This window comes from Paenibacillus cucumis (ex Kampfer et al. 2016) (genome assembly GCF_019748695.1).
Taxonomy (GTDB): Bacteria; Bacillota; Bacilli; order Paenibacillales; family Paenibacillaceae; genus Paenibacillus; species Paenibacillus polysaccharolyticus.
In genome coordinates, this window is sequence record NZ_JACLIC010000055.1 from 25,997 (window position 1) to 37,519 (window position 11,523).

General features: G+C 46.0%; 13 protein-coding genes. 3 read left to right on the plus strand and 10 right to left on the minus strand.

What is annotated here, in order from left to right:
- Positions 1-13 precede the first annotated feature (13 nt).
- The gene (locus H7T88_RS27610; protein WP_221791571.1) at positions 14-874 is read right to left on the minus strand and encodes a transporter substrate-binding domain-containing protein; all 861 of its coding nucleotides are present in this window, start codon (positions 872-874) and stop codon (positions 14-16) included.
- A 146-nt stretch (positions 875-1,020) separates the two neighbouring features.
- Complete coding sequence (locus H7T88_RS27615) at positions 1,021-1,653, minus strand: TetR/AcrR family transcriptional regulator (protein ID WP_154891750.1); 633 nt, start codon at positions 1,651-1,653, stop codon at positions 1,021-1,023.
- Positions 1,654-1,899: 246 nt separating this feature from the next.
- On the opposite strand from H7T88_RS27615, the gene H7T88_RS27620 reads away from it, so the two are divergent.
- Entirely contained in the window at positions 1,900-2,688 is a 789-nt protein-coding gene (locus tag H7T88_RS27620; RefSeq protein ID WP_240037061.1) for an undecaprenyl-diphosphate phosphatase, read from the plus strand.
- 175 nt (positions 2,689-2,863) lie between these two features.
- Here the strand turns inward: H7T88_RS27620 and H7T88_RS27625 are convergent, their stop codons facing one another.
- The 6 genes from H7T88_RS27625 to H7T88_RS27650 form a co-directional block, all read right to left on the minus strand.
- A complete protein-coding gene (locus H7T88_RS27625; RefSeq protein WP_090924942.1) occupies positions 2,864-3,046 on the minus strand; it encodes a hypothetical protein in 183 nt (60 codons plus the stop codon).
- A 205-nt stretch (positions 3,047-3,251) separates the two neighbouring features.
- A complete protein-coding gene (locus H7T88_RS27630) occupies positions 3,252-3,578 on the minus strand; it encodes a thioredoxin family protein (protein ID WP_123065907.1) in 327 nt (108 codons plus the stop codon).
- Positions 3,579-3,689: 111 nt separating this feature from the next.
- Positions 3,690-4,598 (minus strand): aldo/keto reductase, encoded by a 909-nt coding sequence (locus H7T88_RS27635; RefSeq protein ID WP_221791618.1) that lies wholly within the window; start codon positions 4,596-4,598, stop codon positions 3,690-3,692.
- 298 nt (positions 4,599-4,896) lie between these two features.
- A complete protein-coding gene (locus tag H7T88_RS27640; protein ID WP_090924938.1) occupies positions 4,897-5,076 on the minus strand; it encodes a hypothetical protein in 180 nt (59 codons plus the stop codon).
- Positions 5,077-5,426: 350 nt separating this feature from the next.
- Positions 5,427-6,170 carry a 2,3-diphosphoglycerate-dependent phosphoglycerate mutase gene (gene gpmA / locus H7T88_RS27645; protein WP_090924937.1) on the minus strand — a complete coding sequence of 248 codons (744 nt, stop codon included), beginning with the start codon at positions 6,168-6,170 and terminating at the stop codon, positions 5,427-5,429.
- A gap of 105 nt (positions 6,171-6,275) precedes the next feature.
- The gene (locus H7T88_RS27650) at positions 6,276-6,860 is read right to left on the minus strand and encodes a DUF420 domain-containing protein (RefSeq protein WP_423246162.1); all 585 of its coding nucleotides are present in this window, start codon (positions 6,858-6,860) and stop codon (positions 6,276-6,278) included.
- Positions 6,861-7,245: 385 nt separating this feature from the next.
- On the opposite strand from H7T88_RS27650, the gene H7T88_RS27655 reads away from it, so the two are divergent.
- Positions 7,246-8,436 (plus strand): cation:proton antiporter, encoded by a 1,191-nt coding sequence (locus H7T88_RS27655; protein WP_090924936.1) that lies wholly within the window; start codon positions 7,246-7,248, stop codon positions 8,434-8,436.
- A gap of 446 nt (positions 8,437-8,882) precedes the next feature.
- Positions 8,883-9,545 (plus strand): transcriptional regulator, encoded by a 663-nt coding sequence (locus H7T88_RS27660; protein ID WP_260511186.1) that lies wholly within the window; start codon positions 8,883-8,885, stop codon positions 9,543-9,545.
- A gap of 912 nt (positions 9,546-10,457) precedes the next feature.
- Here the strand turns inward: H7T88_RS27660 and H7T88_RS27665 are convergent.
- Entirely contained in the window at positions 10,458-10,943 is a 486-nt protein-coding gene (locus tag H7T88_RS27665; protein ID WP_221791574.1) for a DedA family protein, read from the minus strand.
- 15 nt (positions 10,944-10,958) lie between these two features.
- Complete coding sequence (pssA, locus tag H7T88_RS27670) at positions 10,959-11,504, minus strand: CDP-diacylglycerol--serine O-phosphatidyltransferase (RefSeq protein WP_221791576.1); 546 nt, start codon at positions 11,502-11,504, stop codon at positions 10,959-10,961.
- Between the last annotated feature and the right edge of the window lie 19 nt (positions 11,505-11,523).

The window sequence follows — 11,523 nt, forward strand, 5'->3', positions numbered from 1 at the left end:
CCTTGCAGGTTCATTATTGCGCAGGCTCTTCACCAAACCATTTTTTGAAAATGGTATTGTACGTGCCGTCATCCTTCATGCCTTTCAGTGCATCGTTCAGTGCCGCTACAAGTTCAGGGTTGTCCTTACGCACCGCGATCCCTGCCTGGTCACTCTTGATTGCTTCGCCAACAGCTTTAATTTTGAATCCATTCGCATCTACGATAGGTTTCAACGCATACAGGTTGTTGATCGTTGCATCGATCCGTCCTGCGTTCAGGTCTTTCAGAGATGAGATAACATCATCATACGTTTTGATTGTAAAATCTCCGACTTTGGGCAACACTTCGTTGCGCAGGTACGTTTCATCGTTTGTGCCCAAACCTACACCGATTGTTTTGCCTTTGAAATCTTCCAGTTTCGTAATATCGTTGTTGTCTTCTTTGACAATAATTTTGACCTGGTTGGTGATGTACGGATCACTGAAATCCAGCACTTTTTTGCGATCGTCCGTAATCGTCATTTGGCTGATAATCGCATCCAGCTTTTTCGCTTGCAGACTTGGTGTCAGACCGGAGAACTCCTGAGATACAAACTCAAACTTAACGCCAAGACGCTTCGCTACTTCACGTGCGATATCCGCATCAAATCCGTCCATTTCTTTCTTGTCATTCAGGAAGTTGTATGGACGATACGTACCCATCATGCCGACTTTCATGACACCTGCTGATTTGATCTGTTCCAGTTCGTTGCCACCAGACTGTGCTGCATTGTTTGTATTGCCATTCTCCGCCGCGGGTTTGCTACCGCAAGCACTCAGTACGAGCACAACCATGAGCAGAATCGCGGTGATAGACCACCCTTTGCGAATTTTAGTTCCATATGTGTTATTCATGACGTTAACTTCCTCTCATTCATCTTATGTTCTCTTGGTGATTCCATTATTCCCTGTGACTGGCTTAATCATGTGAAGAAGTGTGTTAAATGTGAATCCTTCCTGCCTCTTTTGCCTGAAAAGTAAAGCCCCGGCCCTTGCCGACATTATGTACCGAGCAGGCCGTAAAACTCAAAACTCGCCGCTTCAGCTGCTAACGCTGTAGCACTCATCTCCGTGAAACGGCTGTGCAGTGCGTCTGAGCCGAATAACCAGCGCGAGATCATGCCCTCGATCATGCTTACAAGCAATGCCGCACGTAAGGGTACATTCATATCTGCCGGCAACATCCCCAGTTCAATGGCACGCTCCATATTGTGACGGAATGCTGTCTCCACGGCATTACGAGTCTCTTCAACTAACCTCTGGACGGATTCCTCGGTCACGATGCCCTTAAGCAACAACTCCATGAAATATCGGTTCTGCGCAGCAAAGGTGAACAAGTTTGTAAACAGCTTCTCCGAGGCCTTCACCATATCTTCAACCGACCCGGCATCCTTCCGGTACCCCTGCCCGATTGCTTCAAGTAGTTGTTCTCTGCCCGTTAACAAAATCTCGGAAGCAATGGCTTCCTTGCTCTTGAAGTGCCAGTAAAAGGTGCCTTGAGCGACTCCAGCTTCGCGAACAATATCAGAGATTTTCGTCTGATGGTACCCTTGAGTTGCGAATCGTTCCATCGCTATGCGAATAATTTGGTCCCTTCGTTCTTCTCCGGGTCCCAAACCGTTAACTTTGGCCATGCTCTTTACCCTCCCGATTGATCAGTCAGTCAGTTAATGTATATCCTATGGGATAACTAGGTTTTTGTCAATATAGTTTTAAACAACGGGTTACAAGCATAGAGTTGAAGTGGGAGGCAATTCTGAGCATAATAGAGGATAGTCTTGTTCGAAAGGACAGACATCGTTATAGCAGGACAGGCCTTGTGGCTGCTGTCATCTGCATTTCAAGGAGGAAGAGAATTGGACTTTATATCATCCATTATTATGGGCATCATCGAAGGTTTGACTGAGTTTTTGCCCGTGTCCTCTACAGGACACATGATTCTGACAGCTCACTTGCTGGGTCTATCAGAGGACAACGAGTCAGTCAAAACGTTTGAGGTGGTTGTCCAGCTTGGTGCTGTACTGGCTGTTGTTGTACTGTACTGGAACAAATTCATTGATATGTTTCGCTTCACCGGGGGCAAAAGGCCGTATTCCCGACGCCTTAATCTGGGACATATCATCCTGGCGATGGTTCCTGCTGTTGTCATCGGACTTGTGTTCCGGGACTGGATCAAGGCTCACTTGTTTGGTCCGCAAACCGTACTGTACAGCCTTGTGATCGGTGGTATATTGATGATCGTAGCTGAACGCTGGAGCCATAAGAGCTCACGGATTACCACACATGATGTAGACGATATTACCTACAAACAGGCATTTGCTGTGGGGATGTTTCAGATTTTGGCGTTGTGGCCAGGCTTCTCCCGTTCCGGCTCTACGATCTCGGGCGGCTTGTTTGCCGGAATCAGCCGGGTAGCTGCGGCAGAGTTCACCTTCCTCGTGTCCGTTCCAATTATGATTGGTGCCACGGGATATGATATGTACAAAAGCATCGATCATCTGAACAGCGATGATTTTCTGATCTTTGCGATCGGATTTATCGCAGCGTTCATCGTTGCCATGCTGGCGATTAAGACATTCCTGTCTATTTTGAAAAGATTAAGCTTGACCGTCTTCGCTGTGTACCGCTTTGTACTTGCAGCTGTATTCTTTGTGATCCTGATGATGTAATGGAATCTGTGTAAACACAGTTCAATTCATATCAAACATCAAACAGATCCGTTGATTTTAATTGGAAAATGGCGGCCCTGTCTTCCTCACGGAAGTCGGGCCGCCATTTTGCTATCGCTTCATATGTAAATGTACCATCATGATATTTCTATGGCATGTTCAGGAAGTTAGATCGTTACTCCCATCGGTCAGCCTGTATGTTTCGCTGTCTCTTCCGCTCCTTCAGTCTTCCTAACCAACGATATCTGTTCAGCTTCTGTTCATGTAACATTTGTTTGACACCAGCCATAAGTAAATGATACCTGCGATCATCATTATGGCTTAATTGGTGCATCTCATCCAATATTTCTCTGTTCATGTGGCTCTTGTTCACTCCAATATTCAGTTTGTTCTATTAAGTATAACGAACGATACTGAACAAATTCTAAACAAGGTGCTATAGCAGAACTAAAAAATCCCCTACATGTCTGAAGACAAGCAGGGGATGTGGTTATGGTCTGAAACGATACATAGGGTTAATTGAGCAATATCAATATCAATTGTCACATATAAGGCTATTCCGCTTACACTTTGGATTCAAGTGTCTCCAGATACTCCGAGATTTGTGCAGGGGTTTTTGCCCATTTGCTGTGAAGATGTGCAAGCTTTTTGCCGTTCTGGAACACCAGCAGGCTTGGAATGCCACGTACACCGTTCTCTTCAGCAAACGGCTGGAATTCTTCTGCATCCAGTGCATAGAAGGTTTTATCCGTATGCTGATCAATAACGTCACCGATGAACCGATCCAGGTTTTTGCAGTCCGGGCACCACGTTGTATCAAATTTAATGACCGTCATTCCGTCGGAGTTAATCAGGTCGCGATATTGCTGTTCACTTTGAATTCTTTCCATATCTATTCTCTCCTTATGTCGTTCTAGTTAATAGTTGTACTGTACTTTGTGTAGAGATGGTACTTTTATTGTACCTCAAATAGTTACACTTGAAAACAGGTAACCCACCCATTAACGATGCTGCGTGTAACGGTTAGCAGGACTCTGCTCCCGTATAGCCTGAATCTCGGCAGGGGTGAGCGGGGCCGATGAAGCAGCGGCAATGTTATGCAACAATTGTGTTCTGGAACTGGCTCCTGGAACGACAGCAGCAACGGCAGGTTGCGCAAGCGCATAACGGATTGCCGTCTGTGCCATGCTGCGATCATCTGTGACCAGTCCAGCCAGGCCTTGGCGGATGTGATGCAACTGCTCTGGCGTATAATCCAGATATCCTTTGTCTGCCTTCGCCGTTCCCGATGCTGCCAGTACACCACTGGCAACCGGGCCGCGAGCGATGATACTGATTTCTTTTTGCTCAAGTAAAGGTAATACTTCCTCTTCCGCCCGGCGATCCACTACACTGTATTGATTCATCACGCTGACAATGGATGATTTCTCTACATACTCCCGAATCACGTTCGGACGAATGGAAGAGATGCCGTAGTATCGGATAAGTCCTTCCTTCTTCAACTCCTCAAACGCTTCAATGGTCTCAGCGATTGGATCATCCAGCGTGCCACCATGAAGCTGATACAGATCAATGTAATCGGTCTGCAGTCGTTTGAGGCTTTCATGCACGGCCTGTTTAATATAAGCTTTGGACGGGTCCCATGACCAGCCCTCTTTGCCAGGAATACGGCGGTTCCCCACTTTCGTTGCCAGAATGACTTGATCCCGGCGCCCTTTGATCGCTTGTCCCACAATCTCTTCGTTCCGTCCGGCATCATACAGATCAGCTGTGTCCAGCAGATTAACCCCGAGATCCAATGCTTCGTGAATCAGCTCCACTGCAGGTTTCAGTTCCGTTCCGAGCGACATACAGCCCAGTCCGATCTCCCCCACCATCAATTCCGAATTACCCAAACGATTTTTCTTCATAGAAGTGCCCATTTGACCTTTATCCACAAGTGCATCTCCTCTCCATACGTTCTGCAAGTATTCATTGTATCATTCTTCATGGAAAAAATCGCATAGTGTGCAATCTCCAGTGATGCTCAGACGCACATAAGAAAAACCCGGAACGATCGTCCCAGGTCTCTTTGATGTTGCTCACCATATGCGCCTGCTAGTAGCAAGCAAGTACGTTTATTTACTTTTACGTGTATCGAACAGATAACAGGGCTTCCTTACACTGCCCACGCTATTGGTTAGCCGTCATGTAAGACTCCTGGATTACTCAATTTCTCCACTCTTGGTTGCTAACCTCTACCCGCGGTCTTGCGGTACGAGATGATGATCCGTTCTTTTTCACCATATTAGATACGGTGCTAATGACTTTGTCCCTGGCCTGTTTATTCCTCATCAGATACGTCACGCCAGCTCCAATCGCCGTCATGAGCAATTTGCGTTTCGACATGTAACTCTCCTCCTTCTGGATTCATGTACATCGTGTCTTGTTTGAGTTTTACCCGATCTAGCACAAACGAAACGATATCCAAGCTTGCCTGCCTGTAAAAAATAAAATATTTCTCCAACTGGCACACCCAGTTATACGATTGAGCAGTACAAAAAAAGATGATCACCGAAATGAAGAATGGTTCGGTAATCATCTTTTGCTCGGTTATTATGCTCCGTAACGTGAGCCTATATGAGCCATACAGGACTTTATTTTGAATCCATATGTGAGCCATTAGGTTAGGAGCTTATAAGGAAACATGTAGTGGTTTCATATGCTTTATTGAGTCCTGTTGCCCTAACCCCGCGTCATCAGTCGGATGGTCGGGCTACTTGGCTCATCTCTTCATGCTTGTAGGTCGAGCCATCGGCGGTCAGATAAAAATGACCGGTCGGGTGCAGCTCTTCGTTCAACTCATAGACCAGCGGAATGCCAGTCGGGATGTTGAGCGCCATCACGTCTGCTTCGGACAATTGGTCCAGATGCATGACAAGTGAACGGAGCGTATTGCCATGCGCGGAGATCAGCACTCTTTTTCCCGAAGAAACCATCGGTTTAATCTCTGCATCCCAGTACTCCAACACCCGCTTGGACGTATCCATTAAATTCTCCGTACGCGGGATGGTGCAGCCAAGGCGCTTGTACTTGTCCAGATCCTGCACATATCTGTCGTCATTCTCATCCAGAGGTGGTGGGGAAATGTTAATGGAACGACGCCATTCGTGAACCTGATCCTCCCCGTATTTCAAAGCCGTCTGCTGCTTGTTCAGTCCTTGCAGCGCACCATAGTGGCGCTCGTTCAGCTTCCACGTCTTCTCAATCGGAATCCACATCAAGTCCATTTCATCCAGCGCAATGTCGAGTGTACGAATGGAACGTTTCAATACCGAAGCGTAGGCACAGTCAAAATCAAACCCCTGCTCTTTCAGGATTTTCCCGGCCTTGCGCGCTTCACCATACCCATCCTCGGTCAGATCCACGTCCGTCCAACCCGTAAAGCGGTTTTCCACGTTCCACATGCTCTGTCCATGGCGAATCAACACTATCCTGTACATCACGTGACCCTCCTTCCTTGGATACATTACCCGCAGAACCAGCGAAATTATACATCATTAGCCCTGCGCGTAATTGGTGGATATCGTTAATGGCATAAAAAGAAATCAATAATACGGTGCCATCATCAAGTAAACGACTACACCTGTAGAACTGACATACAGCCAGATTGGCATGGTCCAGCGTGCGATTTTACGGTGTTTCTGCAACTGGTTTGTCCAGCCCCATACGAGCGTAAAGAGCGCAAGTGGCACGATCAGGGCAGCCAGAATGCTGTGTGTGATCAAAATGAAGAAGTAGATCGAACGAACAATACCTTCGCCACCAAACTTGGACGTTTCCGGAGACAGATAATGGAACGTCAGATACGTCACCAGGAACAGCAACGTGGTTGAAAATGCCGCCAAAATAAAGCGTTTATGCAGCTTGACGTTACGTTTGATAATCGCAATCAGCGCAGCCAGCAAAAAGATAAAGGTAAAGCTGTTAAACACGGCATTGAAGCGTGGCAACACGGTGATGTCGAACGTAACCTCACCTTTGTACCCGATCGATGGTGCGAAAAACAATAACAAGATGATAACGTTAGCAAGAATGGAGATGGTAATAATGATACCTGCGAAATTTTTATTACTGGTCGGGGTTGTCTGATTCGATGAAGCATTCAGACTCCCTCTTTCCTTGTTAGCCAATGCAAAATCCTCCTCATATCCTAACTTTCTGTGTTCTATATCATTATATCGCGGCAAATCAGGGCTGTTAAGTGACAACACTCTGAACAAAAACAGGCTGTCCTTACGTATAAATGCCCGTTTTAAACTGTTTTCATGCCTTTTCGTGCGAGTATGATTTTACCCTAGTCTTAAATTGTGGTATAATTAATGCACTTAATCACATACGCGTCGACTATGGAGGAGCCTGTCACCAAGGGCCCCTCTTTGTCTTTTACAGGCATGGAACGGTAACTTGTTATCGTTGTTCCGTGCCTTTTGTTATGATCAAATTGGGTGGAACAGGGATGTTTTCCCTTGGAAAGGATATTCTAAGGTTGCCGCGATCAGAGAGGAGAAACCATCTGTGGAATTTATTTTAGTTCTTGCCCTTATTTTGATCTTCACCAAACTGGCTGGTGATCTCTCCGTTCGGTTAGGCCAGCCATCGGTGCTGGGTAAACTTATTGTGGGTGTTGTCATTGGACCTGCCCTACTGGGCTGGGTGGATAAAAGTGATTTTGTGCATTATATGGCCGAGATCGGGGTATTATTGCTCATGTTCATCGCCGGTCTGGAAACCGACCTGGAGCAATTGAAGAAAAACTGGAAGTCCGCTTTCGCTGTGGCAGTGGGCGGAGTCATCTTACCTTTTATCGGAGGATACAGTTCGGCTGTTGCTTTTGGCATGTCTCAGACACACGCACTGTTCTTTGGTCTGTTGTTCTGTGCCACCTCGGTAAGTATTTCCGTGCAAACCTTGAAGGATATGAACCAGCTCGGTTCACGTGAAGGCACCACCATTCTGGGGGCAGCGGTAGTGGATGATGTGCTCGTCGTTGTACTGCTCGCTGTCATGATGAGTGTGCTCGGAACAGGCGGCGGAGATGTCTCCATCGGCTTGTTGATTGGTAAAAAGCTGTTGTTCTTTGTCATCATCATTGCGGCAAGCTGGCTACTTGTACCTCGTATCATGAAATGGATGGCTCCTCTGCGGGTAACGGAAACCGTTATTACGGCAGGACTCATCATCTGCTTTGGCTTCTCTTATTTTGCAGAATGGATGGGTGTTGCAGGGATTATCGGTGCATTTGCGGCAGGGATCGCGATTTCCCAAACTGGATTCAAACATGAAGTGGAGCAAAAGGTGGAACCGATCGCGTACAGTATTTTTGTACCTGTTTTCTTCGTTAGTATTGGACTGAATGTAACTTTTGACGGCGTAGGCTCACAGATCGGTCTGATCATCGTCATCAGCATCGTTGCCATTGTCACCAAGCTTCTCGGCGGCGGGGCCGGAGCTCGGTTGACTGGTTTTGATCGCTCCTCCTCAATTGCAATCGGTGCAGGCATGATCTCCAGAGGTGAAGTTGCGCTTATTATTGCCTCGACTGGACTTGCATCTGGCTTGCTGGATGCCGAATATTTTACCAGCGTGGTTATTATGGTCATCGTCACCACACTGGTCACACCACCGCTACTCAAAATCACGTTTGCCCGTAAAAAGGGTGAACAACGTGTGGAACAAGGGATTGAGGATCCTCATCTGAACAGGTGAGGTGAATGGTACGTGGAAGCGTTGCTCTCTTTTAGCAGAAACGGTTAAACGACTTGGTTGTTCATCCAATCCGACATAAACTTACTCATAGTAAAAGTGGTACTTCTGTGTTAAGCCCAAGACATCCTTACCATAATGAACTCACTCTTAACTCACTCTTTAGAACTCACTCATACTTGCGTTGTAAAATCTTCATGCGATTAACTACACAACTTAGTAGGCGCTGGAGGTAAGTGGGAGTAGCATCAAAACCGGGTCTAGGTTATACTTGGAATTATTGTAGAAAAAGTAGCTATAGATGTTAGTAAATAGATATTAATTAATCGGTCGTGAAGCACACGCCGCTTTGTCCATTTTTCCAACCTTCCAATTATGGAGGCAGGAAAGATTGGGTAAAGCGGCTTTTTACATTTTCCCACTAACTTATCTTAGGAGGTTATCATGCCATGAGTACAATAATCCAAAACTTTGATGAAGCATATGAAGAATGGATGAGAACTCTGCTCACAAAAGAAACCAACCCCCGCGTTCGATCACGGATTGAACATGGACTTGAACATGGTACATTGGAATTTTTGCGCTCCGTCTGGTTCCCCGTCATGAAAAATTTCAACCATTTGCATCCCGAGTGGGAAGTTCGAGATTTTCACAACGGTTATCGTTATCTGGATCTTGCCTACTTACCAGGGAACGGTGTGAAAGGCGGTATTGAGATTCAGGGTTATGGGCCTCATGCTCGTGATCTTGATGCGAGACGTTTCAAAGATCTATGCTGGCGACAATGTCTCCTAACATTGGAAGACTGGCTTTTCCTGCCGATTGCCTACCTCTCCATTAAAGATGAACCAAAACAGTGTCAGCAACTGGTGCTAGCATTTATGGGAAAATTTATGGCTTCAGATGCGCCCGCAGCCCTCAACTGGTTGGATGCTGAGGCCGTGCGGTATGCGAGACGTATAATCCGGCCGTTTACACCTTTGGAATTGGCAACACATCTGCGAATCTCTGACGCACATACGAGAAGAGTCCTCCGCAGCCTGTTGGATCAAGAAATTATATATGTTGCGAGCGGCATTCAGCGGTATCGCACTTATGCTCTACGAATGTAAAACGGAGTAAGTGCATATGTCTCGGACGTGGCTCGACTACGCAGTCGAATGTCCCAGGTGCAGTGATCGCTAGTGTTATCATATACATAGTGAAAGTGGGTCCGTGGTGCGGGAGTTAGGCGTAATTGGCAAACGTGGGTCCGTGGTGTAACCACTGTGTTTGATCCCGTAAAGCAAGCATGTGGACGGGCATTGCACTGTTTATGTTAATGATTACTTGCTCGTGGCTGATTTATGAGTGAATGAGGCTACGCTATGTCACGTTGAAAGTATTTCCTTATGTGTGCACTCATCTCCGCAATTCTAACGATCACCAGAGACGCTATTCGGCGTATATCACACCTTTTTAATCTCTAACGATCTCAGGGAAGCTTATTTCGATAATTTAGTGCGAAAACAGACCTAATTCATGGGTTTTTGCTGAAATAAGCTCCCTGGTGAGCGTTAGAATTTCAGAGAGCTCAGGATCGTGCAAATAAGCTCATCTGTGATCGTTAGAATTTTCAGGAGGAGTTTTACATTTCATTGGCTTTACTCTAGCAGGTTTGTGGAGACTTCTAATGGAGACTTCTAATGAAGATTTCTACTTTCTTCGTATTGCGTTTATGTTTTGTTTCTGAGTTTCCATCTGTATGGTAGTGATGTCCTCAGATGTTTGCAATGTGCAAATCAGATCGGCTCCCTGGTTGGCACAGATAAGAGGGTTGGGTTGTCTCGAATGGAAAACAAAAAAAAGACCACCTTACACACGAAGAGGTCTTCCATTCTAAGTTGTATTATTTAATCTGTTTTGCTAAGTCGCTTCTCAACCGTTTGTTGTTGCTGCGGCATACACCCTCCAGGGGATTCACTGATTATAAGTACCCTTTCATGTATAACCCGTCTCTCCGCCTGCTACAAGGCTTGTCCAGCCTAAGTTAACACACCTACATAGAAACCAATCGAGATAAACAGAACACACCAAACAAATGCACCGATTCCAGAAATAACAGCATATTTCCCCATCCTCATGCGGCTCATGCCAGAAAAACAGCACATTAGATTACGCACGCCTGGGATGAAGTAACCCAGAATAACGGACCATGAGCCATATTTGAGAAACCACGTTTCTACCCTGCTAAATCGCTTGGCATTTACCCCAATCCATTTACCATACTTGTCAAACAGGGGCCTGCCGGCTTTTCGGCCAATCGTATAACTCAGTATGCCTCCCGTAAAGGCCCCGCCAAAACAGACAGCGATGGATACGGAATAATCCAGAACGGAGATCGAGGCGAGATAACCGACAAAGGTCATCAACACCTCATCCGGAATCGGTAGCCCAATAACACCAAGAGCGAGTAAACCATATATTGCGAAATACCCATATTGACTAATAATTTCTTTAGCAAATTCCATAACTTAACTCGCTCCTTATTTCGGTTCCACAATATCCTTCTCATGAGAGGGCAGTATTTGCTTCAATGAAGGGAAACGGATTTGACTAACCATGAGACCGGATAATACCACAATAACAAGATATGCTACAGCATGATTAAAATAAGGACTCCATAGAGCGAAGAAGGACATCAGTCCACCTGCAAATGTAATCGGCATTCCGACAAAACCACTAACTGGTGTTTTCTGGCAGTTATATCTTGCAAGACGAAGCGCTCCGCACACCGGGAACAGTGCTGTCAATACCATGCCCAGCATACCAACTTCAGTCATCGAATTAAGGTACAGAATTAGCACAGGTGCTGTCCCGAAGGAAACGACATCAGCGAGTGAATCAAGCGCTTTACCAAATTCCCCTTCACAATTAAGCTTGCGTGCCGCATATCCATCAAATAAATCAAAGAACATCGCTACCCATATCATTGTCACAGCCAAGGCAAATTCCCCATGAATCGCCATAATGACCGCGAGCATCCCCGAACTTAAATTCCCCAAGGTTAAAATGGATGGTAAAGACTTCATAAAATTTAACTTCCTTTCA

Coding starts and splice junctions, on each gene's coding strand:
- H7T88_RS27610 (WP_221791571.1), bottom strand. CDS start 874: ATGAATAACACATATGGAACTAAAATTCGCAAAGGGTGGTCTATCACC.
- H7T88_RS27615 (WP_154891750.1), bottom strand. CDS start 1,653: ATGGCCAAAGTTAACGGTTTGGGACCCGGAGAAGAACGAAGGGACCAA.
- H7T88_RS27620 (WP_240037061.1), top strand. CDS start 1,900: ATGGGCATCATCGAAGGTTTGACTGAGTTTTTGCCCGTGTCCTCTACA.
- H7T88_RS27625 (WP_090924942.1), bottom strand. CDS start 3,046: ATGAACAGAGAAATATTGGATGAGATGCACCAATTAAGCCATAATGAT.
- H7T88_RS27630 (WP_123065907.1), bottom strand. CDS start 3,578: ATGGAAAGAATTCAAAGTGAACAGCAATATCGCGACCTGATTAACTCC.
- H7T88_RS27635 (WP_221791618.1), bottom strand. CDS start 4,598: ATGAAGAAAAATCGTTTGGGTAATTCGGAATTGATGGTGGGGGAGATC.
- H7T88_RS27640 (WP_090924938.1), bottom strand. CDS start 5,076: ATGTCGAAACGCAAATTGCTCATGACGGCGATTGGAGCTGGCGTGACG.
- gpmA (WP_090924937.1), bottom strand. CDS start 6,170: ATGTACAGGATAGTGTTGATTCGCCATGGACAGAGCATGTGGAACGTG.
- H7T88_RS27660 (WP_260511186.1), top strand. CDS start 8,883: ATGAGTACAATAATCCAAAACTTTGATGAAGCATATGAAGAATGGATG.
- H7T88_RS27665 (WP_221791574.1), bottom strand. CDS start 10,943: ATGGAATTTGCTAAAGAAATTATTAGTCAATATGGGTATTTCGCAATA.
- pssA (WP_221791576.1), bottom strand. CDS start 11,504: ATGAAGTCTTTACCATCCATTTTAACCTTGGGGAATTTAAGTTCGGGG.